Below are 22733 nucleotides of genomic sequence, written 5' to 3'. Positions count from 1 at the left end.
CAAACGACGAATGTAAGCCAGTAGATTGTTTCGCAGTGATTGCTAAGTTGCTCAAACTTTGCACTTTTCTCTGCAAGGTTATTTGTTACGCTAGTGTTAATAGAAATTCTTAATAACTTGGTCTACTTTTAGCAACAAGCTCTTAGCAAAAGGAACTGTGTATGAGCGAGCCGGTCTCTGACCAACAATATGTGCGCTTTGTTGACGTTAAAAAAAGTTATGACCAGCGCAGCCTAGTAGTAAAAAACTTCAATTTAGACATTCGCAAAGGCGAGTTTGTTACCTTACTAGGCCCCTCCGGCTCCGGTAAAACCACCTGTTTGATGATGTTAGCTGGCTTTGAGGATGTCACCAGCGGGCAAATCCTCGTGAACGGCCAAGCCATTACCAACGTGGCTCCTTACAACCGCAATATTGGCATGGTGTTCCAACATTATGCGTTGTTCCCACACATGACCGTGGCTGAAAATCTGGCTTACCCCTTAGTGGTTCGCAAGCTACCTAAAGAAGAAATTAAACGCCGCGTGGCGGAATCCTTAGCCCTGGTAGAGCTAGATAGCTTTGGTAAACGCTATCCGGGTCATCTATCTGGCGGACAAAAACAACGGGTGGCCTTGGCTCGCTCGCTTATCTTTGAGCCTTCAATTGTATTAATGGATGAACCCCTAGGCGCTCTAGACAAAAACTTGCGAGAGCAAATGCAGCTAGAGATTAAGCGCCTGCACGAATCCATTGGGTTCACCGCTATTTACGTGACTCACGACCAAACCGAAGCGCTCACCATGTCGGATCGCATCGCAGTATTTAACGATGGCGTGGTGCAGCAATGTGCCGCCCCAGATGTATTGTATGAACGACCAGAAAATGCCTTTGTAGCCGACTTTATTGGTGAAAATAATCACCTGTCGGGCAAAGTACTCAATCGCGCTCAAGGCTTAGCGAAAGTAGAGCTCAGTGACGGTAGCGTAGTAACTGGCCAAGCGATGGATTGCCCAGAAACAGGCGAAGCCTGTGTACTGGCAGTACGCCCAGAGAACCTCTTCATCCAAAGTGACAAACATAGCTTTGAAAATAGTATTGAAGCTGAATTTATTACCCGCCTTTATGTGGGCGACTTTATTCGTTACTTCTTCAAACTTCGTGACAAAACTGAGCTGATGGTAAAAGTGCTCAACGATCACGATGCGCCCAGCATTAATGCTGGTGCGCCAACTAAACTAACGTGGTCCGTTAATGACGGGTTAGCTTTTAATCCACCCCCGAGCTCTTAATGGTAAAGGAAGGTACCTATGAAACGTTTACTCCCAGTTATTGCCCTCGCATCTGTATGTAATATTGCGAGCGCAGACCAACTCACTGCGGTCTCTTTTGGTGGTGCCTACGGTGCAGCCCAACAAAAACATATGCTTGATCCATTTATGAAGGAAACGGGTCACAACATTCTGTTTGAAAACTACTCCGGCGGGATTGCGGAAATTAAAGCCCAAGTAGAAAGCGGTAACATCCTTTGGGATGTGATTGATGTAGAGGTAATTGACTTAGAGCGCGCCTGTTCTGAAGGCTTGCTAGAAGTGATTGACCACGACAGTTTACCCCCCGGTGACGATGGCACCCCGGCAGCCAAAGACTTCAGCGAAGCGGCATTAGCCAACGAGTGTGGCGTGGGGAATATTGTATGGACGGTATTGTATGCCTTTAATAACGACACCATTAAGGGTGGCCAGCCTAGTTCTATTGCCGATTTGTTTGATACCAAGAAATACCCAGGTAAACGCGCCCTACGTAAGCGCCCACAAGTAAACCTTGAGTGGGCATTAATCGCCGATGGCGTGCCAAAAGAGCAGGTTTATGAAGTATTAGAAACCGACGAAGGCCAAGCACGTGCCTTTGCCAAACTGGCCACCATTGCCGATGACATTGTTTGGTTCGACAGCTGGTCACAAGCACCACAACTGCTTAATGATGGCGGCGCGGTAATGGTCCAATCAGCCAACGGCCGAATCTTTGATGCCATTCAAAGCGAAGGTAAGCCTTTTGAAATGGTGTGGGACGCTCACCTATACGACTTGGACGTATGGGCAATTGTAAAAGGCACCAAGAAAAAAGATTTGGCGATGGAGTTTATTCGCTTCGCTACTGGCTCTAAGCCTTTAAGTGGTATGCCTGAAGTGGCATACGGCCCAACCCGTAATTCATCTTACGCTTATGTAGATAAAGCGGTCATTCCCAAGCTACCGTCTTCGCATTTAGATGAGGGCCTAAAAGCGTCAGGTGATTTCTGGGCCGACTATGGCGAGTCACTGGGTGAGAAGTTTAACGAATGGTTACTTAAGTAAGCGCAAGCTACGCCAGTAACCCTAGTTGAAATTGAAGGTGAAGATGAATAACAACAGCCTAAGCGTTGAAGAAATACTCGAGAGTAAGCGACTGCTTAATCGTAAAAAGCGCTTATTGCTGTTGTTTACCCTGCCGTTGCTGGTGTTTATCTTCATCACCTTTATTTCACCGATTGCCACCATGCTGTACCGCAGCGTTTATCACCCTACGGTTAGCCAACTGATACCACTGAGTTTAGCGGAGCTAAAAAACTGGGATGAAGCGGGCGATGATCTTCCGCCATCAGCGGCTTTGCAGCAATTTGCGATTGAGTTACAAGATTTATCCAAACAGCGGCTCTCAGGTAAATTAGCCGAAGAGGTAAACCGACTTAAACCCGGCAGCTCTAGCTTGATTAAATCAAGCGCGCGAAAACTAAAGAAAAAAACCTTAGAAGAGTTACAAGAAAATGGCGATAGCATATTACTGAGTTACTCCAAAAAATGGCATAATATTGACCTATGGCGCGCAGTAAAACGGGCTGGTCAGCCATTCACCGATAGCTATTACCTCACTACTTTCGATTTAAAACGTAATCCCGCTGGCGAAATAGAACAGCGCGATACTCAAATCTACCTAAAGCTTTATTGGAAAAGCTTGAAGATAGCCATTTACATCACCTTGTTAACCGCCCTGCTAGCCTATCCATTAGCTTATTACCTGGCCACTGCACCTAGCAAAATAGCTAATCGACTGATGGTACTGGTACTGCTACCATTTTGGACCTCGCTGTTGGTGCGAACCACCTCATGGATTGCCATTTTACAAACTAATGGTGTGCTCAACTCAAGCTTACAGTCGCTAGGTTTGATTGATGAGCCCTTTGAGCTGCTATATACCCAAGCGGCCACCATTATCGCTATGACCCATATTTTGCTGCCCTTCATGATTTTACCGCTGTATAGCGTGATGAAAAATATTGATCCCAGCTACTTACGCGCAGCCTTGTCGTTAGGTGCTAGACCTATACCAGCCTTTATAAAAATTTACTTACCAATGACCGTACCGGGGGTTAGCGCAGGCGCCTTGCTGGTATTTATTATTTCCATTGGTTACTACATTACCCCAGCCATTGTAGGGGGTACCGATGGACAGATGATTTCTAACATTATTGCCTTCCACATGCAGTCGTCGAACAACTGGGAGTTAGCCGCAGCCTTGGGCTCGTTATTGCTGGCACTGATTATTGCCTTGTATTGGATCTACGACCGCCTAGTGGGCGTGAATAACATTAAGTTGGGCTAAGCATGAAAAGCTATCCGAAGTACTTCACCTTTTGGCACATTCTGGCTCACTACGGCTTACGTTTTTGTTCTTTGCTGGTACTAGCTTTTTTGATGCTGCCTATCTTAGTGATTATTCCCCTGTCGTTTAATGTAGAACCCTTTTTCAGCTTTACCGAAGGCATGCTGGCCTTAGAGCCCGAAGCTTATTCGCTCAAGTGGTACGCCGAAATCTGGCATGATGACAAGTGGTTATTAGCAATTAAGAACAGCTTCATCATAGGTATTTTTGCCACCCTTATTGCCACTGTATTAGGCACCTTAGCCGCGATTGGTTTAAGTAACCCCGCCATGCCTTGGCAAAAACTGTGGATGGCGATTTTGCTCTCGCCAATGATTGTGCCGCTGATTATTACCGCAGCGGGCATGTATTTCTTTTATAGCCAACTCAATTTGGCGGGCTCTTATCTGGGAGTGATTCTTGCTCACGCAGCACTCGGTACACCTTTTGTATTAATCACCGTAAACGCCGCGCTGTCGGGCTTTGACTATTCTTTGGTAAATGCCTCGTTAGGCTTGGGAGCACGCCCCACTATGACGTTTTTCAAGGTGATCATGCCACTCATCCGTCCCGGTGTTATCTCTGGCGCTTTATTTGCCTTTATTACTTCTTTTGATGAAGTAGTGGTGGTGCTGTTTTTAGCTGGTCCAGAACAGAGAACAATTCCTCGACAAATGTTCTCTGGCTTACGTGAGCAAATTAATCCCACCATACTCGCGGTAGCAACCTTACTCATTATCATTTCCGCCCTATTGCTGTTTACCATTGAGTACCTACGCGCCCGTAGCGAGCGAATTCAAAGCGGTGAGCTCGATAGCTGATTACCGCGGCAATTCAATCGCTTACCATCACTGACTAAAAGCACTTAGCTAAATTGATCAATAACAAAAATATCATCAGTATTTTCTAAACTCACTCCTCAAAATCCTTATTTCAGCACTATGATTGGCAAGCAAATGCTTGGATATTTATTTCGATAGCCAAAGACTATCGTAAAAATAGATTCAATCGCTTTTACTTATTGCATGTAAAAATCGATACTAGCTACATCAAACGGAAACAACTTATTAAAACTTTTTGGAGAACATTATGTTAGAGAATCGCGAAGGCCAAACCATTCCAAGTGTCACTTTCCATACTCGTCAAAACGATGCATGGGTAGACATTACTACCGAGCAACTATTTAAAGACAAAACCGTTGTAGTATTTGCCTTACCAGGTGCATTTACTCCAACCTGTTCATCAACTCACTTACCACGCTACAACGAACTAGCCGGTGTATTAAAAGAAAACGGCGTTGATGAGATTGTTTGTTTAAGCGTAAACGATACCTTTGTAATGAATGCTTGGTTAGCCGACCAAGAAGCTGAAAACATCACTGTAGTGCCAGACGGCAATGGTGAATTCAGCGAAGGCATGGGCATGTTAGTAGACAAAGCTGACCTAGGCTTTGGCAAGCGCAGCTGGCGCTACTCAATGTTGGTGAAAAATGGCGTTATCGAAAAAATGTTCATTGAAGCTGACGTAGCGGGCGACCCGTTTGAAGTATCAGACGCAGATACCATGCTTAACTACATTAATGCCGATGCCAAGAAACCTGCAGCTATTAGCATTATTACTAAACCAGGCTGCCCATTCTGTGCAAAAGCCAAAGATTTACTTAAAGCCAAAGGTTTATCTTTTGAAGAAGTAGTATTGGGCACCGACGCCACCAGCGTAAGCCTAAAAGCACTAAGCGGTCGCAGCACTGTTCCACAAATATTTGTAGACGGTAAGCACATTGGCGGCAGTGACGACTTAGAAGCTTACTTAGCGTAAGCAATAAAAACTCAGGCGAGTCGGTCTACTCGCCTGTACTTTCCCATTCGCTGGTATTTTTAAAGGTAGTAACCATGTCTAATATACGCGCTAAAAAAACTGTAGATGTTGCCGTGATCGGTGGCGGAACTGCTGGCCTTGCTGCTTATCGAGCTGCTAAAGAGCATACTGATTCAGTATTAATGATTGAGGCTGGTCCTTACGGCACTACCTGTGCGCGAGTGGGCTGTATGCCGAGTAAACTACTGATTGCCGCGGCTGAAAATGCGCATCAATATGAAAAGTCAGCCCGATTTGGGGTAAACCTTGGTAAACCACAAATTGATGGCCACGCGGTAATGCAACGCGTAAAAGCCGAACGCGATCGCTTTGTAGGATTTGTATTAGAGTCGGTGGAAGGCATTGATCCTGAGCACAAACTAGATGGCTATGCCGACTTTATAGACCAGCACCACCTGAATGTAAGTCACTCAGATGGCGGCTCCACGATTGTAGAAGCTAAACGCATCGTTATCGCCAGTGGTTCTCGCCCAGCATTCCCGGCACCCTGGGCTGAATTAGGTGATCGTTTGTTAGTTAACGACGACATTTTTGAGTGGGACAGCCTACCAGAATCGGTGGCAGTATTTGGACCAGGCGTTATTGGACTAGAACTTGGCCAAGCCTTACATCGCTTGGGAGTAAAAGTGCTAATGTTTGGAGTTGGCGGCGCAGTAGGCCCATTAACAGATCCAGCGTTAACCGACTACGCCAATACCACTTATAGCGAAGAGTTTTACCTAGATTCTGATGCCAAAGTAGATCTGATTGAACGCAGCGAACAGGGCGTAAAGCTTCGCTATATTGATAAGCAAGGCGACACCGTTGAAACCGAAGTAGATTACTTAGTTGCTGCTACTGGTCGCAAACCTAATACCGATAAACTTGGTTTAGACAAACTCGATATTCAACTGGATCAACGAGGTGTGCCGGTAGCCGACCACTACACCTTGCAAACCTCACTCAGCAATATTTTTATTGCCGGTGATGCCAGCAACCAAATTCCTTTGTTACACGAAGCCGCAGACCAAGGAAAAATTGCCGGTGATAATGCAGGCAGAGGCAACGACATACGAGCAGGCCTACGCCGTAGCTCTATTGCTGCGGTATTTAGTGACCCGCAAATTGCGATGGTTGGCGAGAGCTACCGCGATATTGAAAAGCGCCTAGGTAACTGTGGCTGTTTTGAAGTAGGCGCTGTGAGCTTTGAAAACCAAGGCCGTAGCCGCGTGATGCTGGTTAATAAAGGTATCGCTCACCTTTATGGTGAACAAGGTACCGGACGCTTCTTAGGTGCCGAGATCATTGGCCCTAACGCTGAACACTTAGCTCACCTATTAGCTTGGGCGCATCAGGCAAAAATGACCGTATCACAAATGTTAGATATGCCATTTTATCACCCGGTGATTGAAGAAGGAGTGCGCACCGCACTGCGCGACTTAAACGCTAAGCTGCACCTTGGCCCAGAAATGATTGATGCTTGTATGGAGTGTGGAGTAGGTAGCTAATCCAATTCATCTAGCAAGTACATTGCCCCTTTTGCTTGAGCAACAGGGGCTTTTTTATATCTAGTGATACAAAAATCAATAAAAATGGTAGCATCAGCAACTATTGATAACAGCACTTATCATTAGCGGCGCTTTCCTCTATGCTAATGACAGTTTTGTGGGTACAAGGATGGTCGATACAAACGCTTATGTCTTTTCTTAGATGTTTACTTACGCTAGTTATAACGACACTTGTGGCCTTTGCGCCATCGCTATCTGCTACTCCTTTCAGTGCTAGTTCGCAACAGATCTATTATGCAGAAGACCAGCAAGTATTGCCGCATCGTTACAGCGATATTCCGCTTTGGTTAAACAAACTAAACAAAGCAGAGCGGGTAAGCCTAACCGGTGGTAGCTACTGGTTAGTTAAAAAACTGAATATTACAGAGCCTAATCAATGGATCACCAATGTAGAAGGACCAGTAATAGAAAACATCGACTATTACCTGTATTCAGAAGGTAATCAAATTCGCCACCTGAGCAGTGGTTATTTGCATTCCTACGACTACCTCTTCAGCTATGCGCGACACATAGATACGCCCACTTTAGGCGGTTATTGGCTGATTACTCGCATCTCCAGCCAATACTATACCGACCAGCCGCAACTGAGTTTTGGCCTAAAATCTGAAATGACCCAGCTTTATCATTGGCGAGCCAGTGTTATTACTCTCTGTTTAGGGGCCTTACTCATTCTAGCTATTTACAATGGGGCGGTAGGTCTAGTGCAACAAGATAGAGTGTTTGCTTATTTCAGCACTTATTTGTTTTCAATTACCTTGTCGCTGGGGTTTATCTTTCATGTTGGGGTACACCTCTTTCACATCAAACTACTCAGCATCCACCTGTTACCCATTTTAGCAATTCCGGTATTTAGCGTGTTGTTCTATAGCCGATTTCTCAATTTAGAAAAGTACGCTCCACGACTATGGCATGCCAGCCGCTATATTGTGGGACTGAGCATTATTGCCGTCCCCATTGCTGCCATTTGGGTTAATTATGCGGTGGTGCTGATTTATAGCGTAGTGGTGTTATGGATCTCGTTAGCCTTAGCCAGCGCGCTGCAGTGCTGGCGCCAGGGTTCAAAACAAGCTCAATTGTTTATTCTATCGACGTTATTGCTACTGATTCCAGCCATGCTGCTCACTATGTCTATGGTGCCGAAAAATAGCACAACCCTATTGGCTGCTGATCTCTCGGTAATTATTAGCTGCGTACTTAGCACCCTGTTTATGTCTTTAGCTTTACACTACAAGTTTAAACGCCTCACTTTAGAATCGTTGCTGGTCACTCAACAGCTCAATCAAGAACGTGATGCGGCGCGCCTCGATGCACTCACCAATCTAAAAAATCGCTACGCATTTAATGAGTACGTGAACAATATTGAGTTTACCGGCAGCCAATCTACATGCTTAGCTTTAGTCGATATCGATTACTTAAAAAGTATTAATGATCAATCTGGACACCAAGAAGGTGACAAGCTGATTAAACTGGTGGCGGAAGCGCTGAGCATGGTGCTAACAGAAAAAGTGCAGTTATTCCGTATCGGCGGAGACGAATTTGCCGCCTTTTCTACCCATTTAAACCGCAGCGAAATGGACGAAAAACTCGCCATTGCCGACAAAATAGTCCAACTCAATGGCTCAGCCCATAGTGGCATCAGCTTTGGTTGTGCCACAACTGACGAATGCCAAGACCCTGAGCAACTGTTTTATCGCGCCGACATGACCATGTATCAGCAGAAAGCGCAACGCAAACGAAAGACCAAACCGCTAGCCATTCAGGAGTCGCTGTAAACTCGCAACGTACTGAGCAAACTTAGCTTGATATTGATTGCGATTTCCGCCGATAAAGTACGCTACACTGGATCTTCTACGACCCAATTCTTGGAGCCATCATGCTTATTTCTCCGCAGCTAAGCGGTAACGTTGCGCGTAATTGCCATCCCCCAGGGTGTAAAGCCTATCTTCAACAACAAGCCGATTATATTCAGCAACAAGCGCCTTTTAATAGCGCCAAAAAAGTACTGATATTGGGTGCGTCTTCTGGCTTTGGTTTAGCCTCAAGACTTGCCCTCGCTGTTGGCGGAGGTGCCGACACCATTGGGGTGTCTTTTGAGCGCGGCCCCAGTGAAAAAGGCGTGGGTAGCGCCGGTTGGTATAATAATATCTACTGCAGAGAATTAGCCGAGCAACGAGGTCTAATAGCCAAAAACTTTGTAGGCGATGCGTTTAACCCAGCCATGCGTGAGCAAGTCATTGACTACATCAAAAATCAGTTTGGTGGCAAAGTGGACTTGGTGATTTATAGCCTCGCCACCGGCAAGCGAAAAACAGCGTCAGGACAGTGGCAATCGGTACTCAAAACAACCGACAAAGCCATGCATGGTTACAGCATCAATTTGGAAACCGAACAACTAGAAGCGCAATCCGTCGAGGTAGCCAATACCGAAGAAGTAGAAGCCACCACCAAAGTCATGGGTGGCGATGAATGGCGAAACTGGATAGATGCCTTGCAGCAAGCAGACGTGCTAGCCGAAGCGTGCAATACCATAGCCTACTCCTACGTTGGGCCAGAGCGTACCGCAGCAATTTATCGTGACGGTACCATCGGCCGCGCAAAACAGCACCTTCACGCCACCGCACAAGAGTTAGACACTCAACTAAACAAACAGCTCAATGGCCATGCCTACGCTTGTGTTTGTAAGGCCTTAGTCACCAAAGCCAGTGTATATATTCCGGTGATGTCACCTTACATTGCCTTGCTCTACCAAGTGATGAAAGAGCTCGGTATTCATGAAGAATGTATTGAGCAAGCTTACCGCTTGTTTAGCCAACACCTATACCCTAAAGATGGCGAAGTACGCCTTGATAGCCTTAAGCAAATCCGCATCGATGATCTAGAGCTCAGCACTCAAGTTCAGCAACAAATCGATCAGCGTTATAACACGATAAGCCCAGCCAATTTTAAACAACTCACTGATTTTAGTGGCTACAAGGCTGCCTTTATGCGCCTCAATGGCTTTGCTGTAGAGGGTGTTAACTACCAACAAAGTATTGATATGAGTGAATTAGAAAAACTACAGCCATGATAAATATTACTCGCATAGATGCGGAGCAAACCTTAGATATTCGTCAGCAGGTACTTTGGCCAGATCACGACCAAGCATTTTGCCGCGTGGCCGAAGATGCCACTGGCCAACATTACGGTGGCTGGCTGGACGGAAAACTCATCATGGTGGCATCTTTATTTGTAGAAAATAAGCACATTCGCTTGCGTAAATTTGCGTGTTTAACTGAACATCAAGGCAAGGGCTTTGGTAGCCATATGTTGCTACATTTAATTGCACTACAGCAATCCACCATGCTGGAACTATTTTGGTTTGACGCTCGCTGCAGCGCGATTAGCTTTTATCAAGGTTTGGGTTTCAGCGTGACCAGTGAGGTATTTGATAAACACGGTGTAGACTACGTGAAAATGTCGAAACCACTGCCCTAAGTAAATTTTTCACAAAAAAAAGGAGAAGCAATCGCTTCTCCAGTTTTTCTGTCGGTCAACAAAGGTCAGATCTTATTTCTTTCGATACCGCTCCAATCCTTGGCGCGATAAAAATAGAGTAATGATAGCGTTTTCTTGATGCAAGTATTTTCCTTTTCAATCACAAGAAACTAGATCGAGCTCACTTAAAGTCAACCGATACGTGATCCAGATCAAGGAATTGAGCCGTAAGCTCATAGCTTGAACTTAAGCTGCTGTTTTTGCTCATTTATATCAATCAACCATCTGTAAGGACGATATCGCTAGAAGCGCAGGTTCGCAAAAAAATATTGAGTGATATCAATAGATAATGGATTTATTGTGCAACCAAGAGCCGCCAAATACAGTTTTTAAATGACTTTAGCTAGCGCTAAATGATTGAATAAATATCAAAGCGGTGAGTTTTGGTTTCAAGATGATTCTGTGCCGCCTTACCGGCTAAAGGTTCAGCGTAATTAGGCCGTTTTACAACAACTCGTTTAGTGGCTGCAGCAAAGGCTTGCTCAAGTAATAGATCTGCATCTACATCGGCACCCACCAAGTGTTGAAAGATACGCATTTCTTTTTTCACTTGCGCCGATTTTTTGCGGTGTGGATACATGGGATCTAAATACACTACATCAGCCTGTAACTGATGCTGGGGTAAATCGTTAATACTACTAGCATGGATTAGGCCCATTCGTTCACTCACCCATTCACCAATCGTCGAGTCAGCTTCTGCACGGCGCAAACCGTCGGCTAACAAAGCAGCTACCCACGGAGAACGCTCAAGCATGGTGACTTGGCAGCCTAGATTAGCCAAAACAAAGGCGTCACGGCCTAAACCAGCGGTTCCATCAATTACACTAGGGCGTTGACCCTTCTTAACACCTACGGCCTTGCTAACGGCTTCTGCGCCGCCATATTGACGACGATGAGCAGCCCTGCCGGCAAGAAAGTCCACAGAGATATCTCCCAACTTGGCCTCATCGCACCAACGTAAACGCAAGCTATCTTCATCAAGTATCAAGCAAAAACCACTAACAGGTAGTTGCGTACACTGCAGCAACGCAAAACGCTGTACTAAACTCGCGGCATATTCTGGCTTAGCGCTGTCTTCACAAAATAAACGTGGTTGCTGGTTACTCAATCGAGCTCTCCAAGAAAAAATAAGGTGGCTAGTTTATCTAGTCGCGGCTAGTTAAGCACTAACATCTCGATAGGTACTGGCTTACCAAAATGGTAGCCCTGAGCATAATCGACACCAATTTCCGACAGAATTTGATTAATCCCATCGTTCTCAACAAACTCGGCAATGGTTTTCTTACCCATAACATGCGCCATTTGATTGATGCTTTTTACAATTGCTGCATCCATGTGGTCATTCTCTAAATCACGAATGAAGATGCCATCAATTTTCAGGTAATCAATCGGCAGGTTTTTAAGATAGCCAAACGACGATAGCCCAGAACCAAAATCATCCAGAGCAATTTTACAGCCCAATTGCCTTACTTTGTTAAAGAACTCGGTAGCAATATCTAAGTTGGCAATCGCTACGGTTTCGGTGGTTTCAAAACACAATTTGTTCATTGGCAACGCACTATTCTCTAGCGTATTTAGCAGCCACTCAACAAATTCGGCACTACCTAAAGATTGCCCAGACAGGTTCATTGAACACATGTTTAATCGGGTAAGGTGGCCAGGATTTTCGGCTAACCATTGCAGGCTCTTAGCAATAACGACTTTATCAATTTGGTCAGCCAAATTGTAATTTTCAGCGGCCGGTAAAAAGGCCCCAGGCGGTACAATTCGACCCGCTTCGTCAATCATCCGCAGTAGCACTTCATAATGCAGATAATCATCGTCATTAGCGGTAACCGGCACTATCGCTTGCGCATATAACAAGAAGCGTTCTTCACGCAGCGCTTGTTGAATACGAGTGACCCATTCCATTTGGCCTTGCCGCTCGAGCAGCATTTGGTCATCCATTTGGTATAAATATACCCGATTTCGACCGAGAGATTTTGCTGTGAAACAAGCATTGTCGGCCTGTGCAATCAGCTCTTGAGCAGAACCTTGTTGCTGCTGAAACAAGGTTAAACCAATGCTACAACCAAAACTAAACATCCGCTCATCACGCACATAGTGACTATCGTTAAGCCTGTCGATGACTCGATTAGCAAAATCTAAACTGTCTTGTTGCGAACAAGCCTCCAGTAATATGGCAAACTCGTCGCTTCCCAAACGGGCAACAATGGCTGAGCGAGGCAATAGCTGCTCTAATACTCCGGCAACCTGCTTAAGTGCTTGGTCACCCGAGCCATGACCAAAGGTATCGTTGATAACTTTGAACTGGGCTAAATCAATGAACAACAAAGCGTGCAGTTGGTTATCTTGGCTTGATCCTAACAGTAGCTCTAAACGCCGCTCAAAAAAGCCACGGTTGTATATACCAGTGAGCAAATCAAAGTTTGCATGAAAGTCCAACTCTTCGGCTAGGCTGCGAGTCGCGGTAACGTCTTCACATACCAACATAAATACGTCTTCTTCAGCCATTCTCACAAACGACTCTTTAAACCAAAGTTGCTGGTTTTTACTATTGCGATAAGCAATTTGGCGAGTCACTTTGTGCTTGCCTACAGTGTCTAGGTATTCCAACAAAGTCGTTTGCTGCTCTGCCTCACCGTATAAACTGCGTAGTTGCGACAGTTCTAGTTGCTTACGGGGATAACCCAAATGCTTAGCCGCCACTTTGTTACAACAAACAATCACCCCCAAGCGATTCACCAACATTAACAAGGCTGGGCTTTGTTCAAACAGTAATCGGTAATGGGTTTCGCTTTGCTTAAGTTGACGATGTTGCTGCTGAATCAGTGCAAGGTTTCTCATTTCCAATACCACTTGCTCAACCCGATTGCTGTGGTCGAGCTGCGGGCTCATAGCAAAATCATACAGAATACTGTGTTTGCCTTGATCAAACTCGGCTTGAAAATGCACCGCGTCGCCACTCAAACTTTTAGCAATACCTTCTCGCAACTGCTGCTTAAGCGCCGACTGATGTTCCCAAATGTGGCTATCGAGCAATGAATTACCAATAATAAAACCCGCGCGGTCACCCAGTAAATCCATTAATGCTTGGTTGATTAACAAGACATGGCCATTCTCGTCCAACAGCGCACAGGCTTGCTCGGTTTGACTAAATACCGACGATAGCTGCTTTTTCTGCTGCAGCAAATTTGCTCTAGCGCGGCCGTAAGCCCGCCACAAAGCAAACAACAGTAGCCCAGCGAACAAGCTCAGCCCTGTCATCATCAAACTCGTTTGGTAGCGCTGCGACCACGATTGGTAGGCCTGCTGATTTAAATACTCACTTCCTGTGGCCAAATTAGCCCGAGACACCTTCCAACGGTTTAGTTGAGTACTATCAAACAAATAGGTTTGCGGACCGCGCGCATTAATCGCGACATCACGTACGTCGGTGCCAAGCAATACTTTTAACACCATATTACCAATCGCTTCGCCTAAAGGTTTAGGCTGGGTAACAAATCCACCTACCGCGCCATTACCCACCGCATACTCCCAAAGGCTGTACATGGGCGCGCGCGATACCATAGATAAAGATTGAACCCGTTGCTCGGTTAACTGAGTTTTCCCGGTTGGCGCTTGTTGTAAAACCCCCAATAAAATCGCCTCGTTGGCACTAAGTAACGACGTTTTAGCTTTTACTTCTTCGTAATCTTGCTCTTGCCAAAGGGTATAGGGAATAGCCAGTTGATCGGCCAATTGAATAAACGCTTTGCGAATATGTTCACTGCCAGGCTGGTCATCAATCAATAAGTGAACGGCTTCTAAATCGGGGATTAATTGACGAATAAGTAACAAGTTTTCGCGAATAGCGAGTTGCTCATGAATACCAGTAATTCGCCGCTCTCGCGGTCCCATATAGGCAGACAAGTCAGCGCCAGCAGCCACAATGGGGGCTTGCAAGATACCCTCATCTTGCAAAGCGAGGGCAATATTAAGCGCTTGCTCACCTACACTCACCACTAAATCAAACTGGTAATAGAGAATAATCTCATTCAGTAAATCAAATTGGGCTAAGCGGTAACTGGGGTCTTGATTAGGAGAAGGTTCAATACGGTGGTTAAACATCCATACCGAGCGGTCGCCAACTTGCTGGCGCAAGCCTAAGTCAAAACTAGCATCCCACTGCATACCCGCCTGGTAAGAATTGAGCATGAGGACTCGAGCAGTGCGGGCTTCAGCAGAACAAACCAAAGAAAGTAACAGCAAGCCAAGCAAACCCAAATAGCTACGCTTTGAGTTGATGAGTGAAGAGACGCTTGTTAAACACTTACCCACAGAAATAAACCGCCACCTTTGTCACCAACTATCCGTTTTTACTCATATTTTCAGAGCTTGAACCTACTACTAGGCGGAACCAAGCCTCTTCTGTAGAATATGCTATCAAACTACAGCAAGGTTTATCATATTTATGAATATTTTGATGGCTCTATCACAACTCGAAGTGACCGGAGCCGAAGTCTACGCCACTCAAGTTGGCGATCGGCTAACTCAGCGAGGACATCAAGTATTTTACGTCTCTGATACCTTAAGTTGCCCCCATCAAGGACAACACTTTAGATTACGTTTCAATAAACGAAGCTTACCCCGCAGAGTATGGCACGTATTCTACCTTATCTATCTAATTCTTAGATATAAAATTCAACTGGTCCACGCACACAGCCGCGCATCAGGTTGGTCCTCTTATATCGCTTGTAAGCTCACCAATACACCAATGGTTACCAGTGTACACGGTCGCCAACCGGTGCATCGTTCACGCAAAAAATTCCATGCCTTGGGTTACCACGCAGTTGCCGTTTGTGAAAACATAGCCCAGCAAATTATAAGAGACTTGGGTGTGCCAGAGCAGCAAGTCAGTGTGGTACGTAATGGCGTAGACAGCCAAGCATTTCACCCCTTACCTGCAACCAATAATCAAAAGCCTGTCATTCAAATCATTGGCAGATTAACTGGACCCAAAGGCGAGTTGGTGTATCAGCTGTTAAAACAAACCATCAATTTAGATGCAAACCAAGTGCAAGTCATTAGTGGTAGCAAGACCGAAGTGCGGTTTGCCGAGTTTGAGGACAAAGTAGAGTTTTGTGGTTACAGCCAAGATATCCGCCAAACCATTAGCCAAGCTGATTTGGTCATAGGTGCCGGGCGTGTCGCAATGGAAGCGCTGTTGTGCCAAAAGCCTGTGTTTGCCGTGGGCGAAGCTAAAGCATTAGGTTTTATCACCTTGAATAATTTACCCGCAGCATTAGCCAGCAATTTTGGTGATGTAGCCGATGACGGTAAAACTGAGCTGGATATCGACTATCAGCAACTTGCAAAGCAACTCTTGGATTTGCCGCAAAACACCGCCGTAAGTGAGCAATTAGTGACAGCTATAAAAGCTGAGTACGACCTTGATGAAGTATCTAAAAAGCTCTTAGATATTTATCAAAGCGCTTACGTTTACACCAAACAGCGCGAAGTACCCATCATTATGTATCACCGGGTGATTGACGACCCAACGCAACATGGCGCATATGGGACTTATGTTACTGCGCAGCGATTAGAAGAGCATTTTCAAACCATTAAGTGGATGGGGCTAACCCCCATTACTTTTAGCGAGTTAGCAAAAGTAGGGCTTGAGCATCGCTTTAACCACGGTAAACGCTATATTATTCTTACCTTTGATGATGGCTACCAAGATAATTACGATTTGCTGCTGCCCTTGCTCAAAAAATATCAGTTTAAAGCAGTAATTTATGCCGTGAGTGGCACTGATCATAACCAATGGGATGTAAGCCACCCTACAAAACCTGACCAACGGTTTGAGCTAATGACCCCTGAGACTATGCGCAAGATAGACCAAAGTGGTTATGTGGAAATAGGCGGGCATACAGTGACTCATCCTAAGTTAGCAGAATTAACTGAAGCTGAGCAACAACAAGAAATTGAACAAAACAAAGCTGAGCTAGAAAGTTTACTAGACCGTAAGCTCAACACCTTTGCTTACCCTTATGGCAACCATAACCAGCAAACCAAGTTGTTAGCTAAACAAGCAGGCTATACTTATACGGTTGCGACAGATTCAGGCCCTATAGGCATGCACCAAGATTTACAACAAATACGACGGATTGTGATGTTCCCAAGCACGACCAAATTTGGCTTGTGGCGAAAAGTTAAAGGAAATTACACCTACAAAAAGCTACTGAATAAAAAGACAGATTAGTTATGCGCAATTCCTCCCTAAAAACCTTTAAACAGGCTCAACAATGAACATTTCTATTGTAATGATCAACTACAACTCAACGGAGCACACTCTAGACTGTTTAAAGTCGATAGAAAACTGCAAACCAAATCTGTCATTTGAGGCAGTTGTTGTTGATAACGCTTCCAATAGAAATGAATTAACAATGCTAGAGGCTAATATTAGTCTATATCCTTGGGTCAAGTTGGTAAAAAATGAGTTTAACTTAGGTTTTTCTGCCGGAAATATGGCTGGCTTTTCTCATACGAATGGAAAGTATATTTTCTTTTTAAATAATGACACCCGTATAGCGATTAACAGCTTAGAAGTCATGTTTGAATTTATGGAACAAAATCCTAACGTAGCTCTCTGTAGCCCCACAATATACAGTGAGAGCAATCAACGTACCGCCTCATTTGAATACATTCCTAGCGTAGCAAATAAGTTGTTTGGCAACTCACTACCTAGGCTTTTTAACCCAAGCGTTTACCCTAAAAGAAAAATGGACTATCAACAGCCTATTGCTGTCCCTGTGATTAGTGGAGCTACAATGTTTTTTAGGCGCAGCGATTTTGAGCAACAAGGCGGCTATGACACTGGATACTTCCTCTACTGTGAAGAAGAGGATTTTGCTATTCGTTTACATAAAGCCGGTAAGACTATTTACTTACTAAATAGAGCAAAAGTCATTCATATTGGTGGAGGAAGCACTGAAAGGGATCTAGAAATAGAACAAGAATTTTATATCTCATTTTATCGCTTGTTAAGCAAACACTACTCTTGGCCTTCAAGGTTGATTATAAAAAGTATCTATTTTCTCAAAGAATACAAACGTTCCTTAATAAAACCAGCCAGAAAACCACTACTTAAATTTTTGCTCAAGGGCTGTCCCCAAAAACAGTCTCTGAGATATAAACAGGGTAATCAATGAACAACTCTTCTTTAAAAGCAAGTGTCATAATTTCCATTTACCAAGATGTCGAGGCACTCAATGCTATTTTATACGCCTTGGAGCAACAGACAGAGAAAGCGTTTGAAGTAATTATTGCTGAAGATGGCCAAAGCGAGTCCGTTCATGATTACTTAAATAATCACAGCTTTAGTTTTTTGATTCATCATATTAGTCAAGAAGATCGCGGGTTTAGAAAAACAAAAGCTGTCAATAAAGCAGTCGCTGCAGCATGTAACGACTATCTAATGTTTTTAGACGGTGATTGTTTACCGCATAGCCGTTACGTAGAAGAGCATCTAAGGCAACGAGAACTTGGTCGAGTATGCGTAGGTAGACGGGTACACTTAGGGCCATCTTTATCAAAATGGATGAGGTCCAAGCCACTATTACTTAAACTATTAGAAAACCGTCTAGCTTATCTGCTGCTCAGCTTACCATTGTTTATAGATCATACAAAAAACTATGAAATAGGTTTTCGCTCCCGTTTTTTACATAAACGACAAACCAAAAAATATCTCAACATTGTTGGCTGCAATTGGTCTGTAGCAAAAGTCGACATGTTAAAAATAAACGGATACAACGAAAGCTTGCCAGGTGTAGGTGGTGAAGACGATGACCTAGGTTGGCGTTTCAATGGAAAAAACATCCATGAAAAAAGTGTGAAATTTATCGTCCCTGTGTACCATCTACATCATATTGAAAGGCGTGCAGACGTTAGCACAAACTTACGGATTATCGAAGAAAACAAAACCAAGCAACTATACTATTGTGAAAATGGTGTAGACCAGTATTTAAAGTAGTTTCGAATAGCTATCAGAGTAACAATATGACACACACGGTTAAAGCGAAAGAAATTGGAGAATTAAATTTCGATTACCAATTCTCAATTTGCACACTGGTAACAGATCTCAATGAATACCAAGGAATGCTTCACTCGTTTTCAGCTGCAGGCTTCACCCAAGAAAACTCCCAGTTTATCTATGCGGATAATAGTGTTGGAAACAAATTTGATGCCTATCAAGCGATAAGAAAATTTATTACTCACGCTAATGCCGAATATTTAATAATTTGCCATCAAGATGTGTTATTAGATTTTGATAATCAAGAGAAACTATCAACGGTACTGCAGGAATTAAACGAATTAGATCCCAATTGGGCACTTTGTGGCAATGCAGGTTATGTTGATTTTAAGCAATACGCTATGAGAATTAGCGACCCGCATGACGACAACATAAATATAGGTAGTTTTCCAAAAAAAGTTAAAAGCTTAGATGAAAATTTTATTGTTGTTAAAAAAAATGCAGCATTATCAATATCCAAAGACTTATCAGGCTTCCACCTATACGGTACTGATATGTGTATATTAGCTAATATCTTAGGCTTCAATGCCTACGTGATTGACTTTCATTTACGCCACAATAGCGGAGGGAATATTAATCAAAGCTTTGATGAGAGCAAGAGGCTCTTATTAAAAAAATATCATAGAGCTTTAAAAACAAAATATATTAGAACAACCTGTACCAAATTAATCATTACAAATTCAAATTATTTAAACCAAATACTAAATCGAAAAATTTTCTATAGTCTTCGAAAGCGTATAGAGTTTATTTACGGTAAGCTGACACGCATCAATTAAGATAAATGGCCAATGCTCACTGTTCCTTTTTTAAGGATAGGCACAATCCAAGATTTGAAATTTTCAGTATCATTAACTAAATCTAAATAAATTTGCTTTACTACTGAAAATTCATTATAGAAAAGATAGTGTTGGTAGTTTTCTTCAACGACCTTCAAGGCTTCGCTAGGGTGATTCAACAAATATTCAATACCCTTTTGCATTTCTTCAGGTGTTTCAAAAGCATAAGGATAGTTAGCAGGTAAGTATTCTTCAAAGGAGTAAAGTCCATTCTCAACGCATTTTTTTACTACGGTGGGTTTTCTGTTTCTCATCATATCAATATGGGTTAGGGCACTTCCTTGAGGGAAACTATCTATAAACAAGTCACAGCTTTGAAACAATTCATTAAAATTTGGCATCATGTCTTGTAATAGAAATCGGGAACGCACCTCTGGCTTATCAGCAAAGATGTTTTCAACTATATCTATTTGCTCACTATTTAAATTTGATATTAACAAATGCTTAAGTTTAGGCCTTTTTACTAGCAAGGATTTGATTAGGTATAAGTACTCATAATTATCATCAGAAAATATTTTGTGGCTATCAAAACCACTTAAAGTGAACTCTTCTTCTTTAAGAATACCTAACTTTAAACGAAGTTGCTGCTGCTCTACTTTACTAAGATAGTGAGTATCAGTCTTAGCTAAGGACTGAAGAGGTAATTTGGTTGTTTTGTGTAGCTTACGTAGATGCTGAGTAATATAAATGGCAGGCTCTCTAAAGTTAATTACTAGATCAGCCTGACTCATAGCCAAGTTAGGTAAGTGATCTGCATGGTTATAATAAACCACTTTAATATCAGTATGTTTTTTCAACAAAGCAACAACCGCAGCCGCTAACATGTCATGCGGGTGAGTAAAAATAAAAACTATATTGCTACCGCCATCAACCACGGACTGGAATATATCATTAGCATTCTTTAGAAACTGCATTCGTTGGTAATCTACCCCTCCAACAATGGCGAGATCATCTAGCTGCCTATGTCGTAAGGGTGCATTTTGTTTAGATCCTGAAAGCTGAGTAAAAAGGCATTGAACACTCATATCCTTTTCAAGTGAACGAACGAAGTTAAACAAAATAGGACTATGCCCACCGCTATCATACAATTCTGTGGCTATTACACTAGCGCCAATACGTTTAGTTCCTGAATGCTTAGCCAAATCACTCATTTTAAGCCGCTTGATTGCTAATTCACCAACGGCCTTGTCTATACTCGCCATGTCAAATTGAGCGTCCCTGTACATTTTCTTGAATTTGCTTTTAATAAGCTTTAATTGTAGTCCTGTAATGAGATCAACGAGCGTCATGTTGGTGTACCGATGAGAACAAATTAACGAATCAGAGCAGATTACTACAACTCATAACGACAAACGATAAAATTACTACCTAGATAATTCGATTTACTGTGCAGCCAACAGTTTTAAAGTATTATACAAGCGACAAAAACTAGCCATGTAGATTGCTGCGGTAAAACAATGAACATTAATTTCAACACTCCTTATATTTCAGGCAAAGAGCTATATTATATTTCTCAAGCAGTTATGAATGGGCACACGGCTGGAGATGGGCCATTTGGCAAGAAATGTGAAAGTTTGCTTAACAAAATTTTAAACTTGGAAGGCAAAGCTTTACTCACCACATCTTGTACATCTGCGCTAGAAATCGCTGCAATGTTAAGTAACTTAACAACATCAAGTGAGTTTATTTTACCGTCATACACATTCGTGTCTTCAGCTAACGCTTTTTGTCTACGCGGTGCAAAACCTATTTTTGCTGATATAGATCCGCTTACTCTCAATATGGACTTAGATCACGCCAATAGTTTAATCACAAGCCAAACCAAGGTGATTGTGCCCGTTCACTACGCTGGTATTAGTTGTGATATGAAAATGTTGATGGATATTGCAGATACTAATAATCTAACAGTTATTGAAGATGCCGCGCAAGCCATCGGATCCAGTTACAACGGCCAAGCACTAGGCACATTCGGCGACTTTTCAGCTTTCAGCTTTCATGAAACCAAAAATATTATATGCGGCGAAGGTGGGGCATTAATTAGTAACGATACCCGCAAAAAAGAAACTGCAGAAGTGATACGTGAGAAAGGAACTAACCGAGCACAGTTTTTCCGCGGCCAAGTAGACAAATACACTTGGCAGTCTATTGGCTCCTCTTACATTTTGTCAGATTTATCTGCTGCTTTCTTACTTGCTCAATTAGAAAATTTTCAAAGTATCCAAAAACGAAGAATGGATGTATACACTCGCTATAAAAGCCGATTAGCAATTCTTGAAACCAAAGGCTTAGCAAAGCTGCCTTTCATTCCTTCATACAACGCACATAACAGCCATATTTTTTATTTATTGTTGGAAGATTTATCGACTAGAACGCGCTTAATATCCCACCTTAAGAAATGTGGAATCATGTCTGTATTTCACTACATACCATTACACACTTCGCCTATGGGCGAATCTTACGGTTACAAGCGCGGCATGCTTCCTGTAAGCGAGCACGTTAGCCAAACCTTATTGCGACTCCCGCTATGCTCGGCTTACGATGAGGAAGTAGCCGATAAGGTTTCTAATGAGATTCTATATTTTTTCGGACTTACTTAACTCGCGTCATAAAGCCCAATTTATTACTTTGACTTAACGACGAAAACTAGCTGATTCTTTTTCAAAGTCATCAGCTAACTTTACTAACTTAGTGCTTCTTTTTTTTATTCGCTTAGCTGGACAACCAACATAAACTCCCCATGGAGAGGTTGATTTATTAACTAAAGCAGCTGCTCCTATAGCACAGCCAAGCGCCACGTCCACCCCTGGAAAAATGACAGCGTTTGCACCAACAATTACATGCTCGCAAAGTGTCACCTTAGCAATAGTTTCATTTTTAAACTTCTTGGGGATTAACGAATTTACCATTGTTTCCCCTGTATAATCATCGGATTGAGCAAACACCTTAACGCCATAAGCTAAGGTGCAATAATCGGCTAAATGAACACCTGCAGCCCCCCCTGCAATTAAACACATAGGGGTAACGTGACAATACTTACCGATATAAACAATGCCAGAAACAATGCAAAAGTCATCTATGCGACTATGGCTGCCAATTTCAATAAGATGTGGATCATAGATAGCAGCTTTATCACTAATTTTTACATTTTCACCCAAGGATTTAAACGGTATTTTTGCTAATTCTGATGTACTTAAATATGCCATA

At 43.2% G+C, this 22733-nt stretch carries 17 protein-coding genes and 1 pseudogene; 14 read left to right on the top strand and 4 right to left on the bottom strand.

Features of this window, described 5'->3' with window-relative positions:
• The first annotated feature begins 161 nt into the window (after positions 1 to 161).
• From Q4592_RS12395 to Q4592_RS12355, 9 genes are all read left to right on the top strand, one after another.
• Positions 162 to 1271 (top strand): ABC transporter ATP-binding protein, encoded by a 1110-nt coding sequence (locus Q4592_RS12395; RefSeq protein ID WP_303513409.1) that lies wholly within the window; start codon positions 162 to 164, stop codon positions 1269 to 1271.
• 18 nt (positions 1272 to 1289) lie between these two features.
• A complete protein-coding gene (locus tag Q4592_RS12390; protein WP_303513407.1) occupies positions 1290 to 2336 on the top strand; it encodes an ABC transporter substrate-binding protein in 1047 nt (348 codons plus the stop codon).
• Between the two features lie 43 nt (positions 2337 to 2379).
• Positions 2380 to 3621, top strand: a complete 1242-nt coding sequence (locus Q4592_RS12385) for an ABC transporter permease (protein WP_303513405.1) — start codon at positions 2380 to 2382, stop codon at positions 3619 to 3621.
• A gap of 2 nt (positions 3622 to 3623) precedes the next feature.
• Positions 3624 to 4481 carry an ABC transporter permease gene (locus tag Q4592_RS12380; protein ID WP_303513403.1) on the top strand — a complete coding sequence of 286 codons (858 nt, stop codon included), beginning with the start codon at positions 3624 to 3626 and terminating at the stop codon, positions 4479 to 4481.
• A gap of 268 nt (positions 4482 to 4749) precedes the next feature.
• A complete protein-coding gene (locus tag Q4592_RS12375) occupies positions 4750 to 5478 on the top strand; it encodes a glutathione peroxidase (protein WP_137674427.1) in 729 nt (242 codons plus the stop codon).
• Between the two features lie 74 nt (positions 5479 to 5552).
• Entirely contained in the window at positions 5553 to 7025 is a 1473-nt protein-coding gene (locus Q4592_RS12370) for a dihydrolipoyl dehydrogenase (protein WP_303513399.1), read from the top strand.
• Positions 7026 to 7258: 233 nt separating this feature from the next.
• The gene (locus Q4592_RS12365) at positions 7259 to 8857 is read left to right on the top strand and encodes a diguanylate cyclase (RefSeq protein WP_303513396.1); all 1599 of its coding nucleotides are present in this window, start codon (positions 7259 to 7261) and stop codon (positions 8855 to 8857) included.
• Between the two features lie 101 nt (positions 8858 to 8958).
• Positions 8959 to 10152 carry an enoyl-ACP reductase FabV gene (gene fabV, locus Q4592_RS12360; RefSeq protein ID WP_303513394.1) on the top strand — a complete coding sequence of 398 codons (1194 nt, stop codon included), beginning with the start codon at positions 8959 to 8961 and terminating at the stop codon, positions 10150 to 10152.
• Positions 10149 to 10559, top strand: coding sequence for a GNAT family N-acetyltransferase (locus Q4592_RS12355; protein ID WP_303513391.1), 411 nt, complete (start codon positions 10149 to 10151; stop codon positions 10557 to 10559). The genes fabV and Q4592_RS12355 overlap by 4 nt, the downstream gene beginning before the upstream one ends.
• 409 nt (positions 10560 to 10968) lie before the next feature.
• On the opposite strand, the pseudogene Q4592_RS12350 reads toward Q4592_RS12355, so the two are convergent.
• Positions 10969 to 11619 (bottom strand): annotated as a pseudogene (locus tag Q4592_RS12350) (class I SAM-dependent methyltransferase); the annotation flags it as partial.
• A 155-nt stretch (positions 11620 to 11774) separates the two neighbouring features.
• Positions 11775 to 14816, bottom strand: a complete 3042-nt coding sequence (locus Q4592_RS12345; RefSeq protein ID WP_303513389.1) for a bifunctional diguanylate cyclase/phosphodiesterase — start codon at positions 14814 to 14816, stop codon at positions 11775 to 11777.
• A gap of 256 nt (positions 14817 to 15072) precedes the next feature.
• Here Q4592_RS12345 and Q4592_RS12340 point away from each other — a divergent pair, with 256 nt between their 5' ends.
• Genes Q4592_RS12340 through Q4592_RS12325 form a run of 4 tightly spaced genes read left to right on the top strand, consistent with a single transcriptional unit; the run spans position 15073 to position 19469 of the window.
• Positions 15073 to 16863, top strand: coding sequence for a polysaccharide deacetylase family protein (locus Q4592_RS12340; RefSeq protein ID WP_303513387.1), 1791 nt, complete (start codon positions 15073 to 15075; stop codon positions 16861 to 16863).
• Positions 16864 to 16906: 43 nt separating this feature from the next.
• A complete protein-coding gene (locus Q4592_RS12335) occupies positions 16907 to 17812 on the top strand; it encodes a glycosyltransferase family 2 protein (protein WP_303513384.1) in 906 nt (301 codons plus the stop codon).
• The gene (locus tag Q4592_RS12330; RefSeq protein WP_303513381.1) at positions 17809 to 18633 is read left to right on the top strand and encodes a glycosyltransferase; all 825 of its coding nucleotides are present in this window, start codon (positions 17809 to 17811) and stop codon (positions 18631 to 18633) included. Before Q4592_RS12335 ends, Q4592_RS12330 begins: the two co-directional genes overlap by 4 nt.
• Positions 18634 to 18659: 26 nt before the next feature.
• Positions 18660 to 19469, top strand: coding sequence for a hypothetical protein (locus Q4592_RS12325; RefSeq protein ID WP_303513379.1), 810 nt, complete (start codon positions 18660 to 18662; stop codon positions 19467 to 19469).
• On the opposite strand, the gene Q4592_RS12320 is transcribed toward Q4592_RS12325, so the two are convergent.
• Positions 19466 to 20818 (bottom strand): hypothetical protein, encoded by a 1353-nt coding sequence (locus Q4592_RS12320; protein WP_303513377.1) that lies wholly within the window; start codon positions 20816 to 20818, stop codon positions 19466 to 19468. The two genes, Q4592_RS12325 and Q4592_RS12320, sit on opposite strands and share 4 nt — an antisense overlap.
• Before the next feature lie 168 nt (positions 20819 to 20986).
• Here Q4592_RS12320 and rffA point away from each other — a divergent pair, with 168 nt between their 5' ends.
• A complete protein-coding gene (gene rffA, locus Q4592_RS12315; RefSeq protein ID WP_303513376.1) occupies positions 20987 to 22126 on the top strand; it encodes a dTDP-4-amino-4,6-dideoxygalactose transaminase in 1140 nt (379 codons plus the stop codon).
• Positions 22127 to 22159: 33 nt separating this feature from the next.
• Here the strand turns inward: rffA and Q4592_RS12310 are convergent, their stop codons facing one another.
• The gene (locus Q4592_RS12310) at positions 22160 to 22732 is read right to left on the bottom strand and encodes an acyltransferase (protein ID WP_303513375.1); all 573 of its coding nucleotides are present in this window, start codon (positions 22730 to 22732) and stop codon (positions 22160 to 22162) included.
• Position 22733 lies beyond the last annotated feature (1 nt).

The organism is Agarivorans sp. 1_MG-2023, assembly GCF_030548385.1.
GTDB lineage: Bacteria > Pseudomonadota > Gammaproteobacteria > Enterobacterales > Celerinatantimonadaceae > Agarivorans.
Note: the sequence above shows the minus strand (reverse complement) of the source record. Positions and strands in the feature narration are given on the sequence as shown.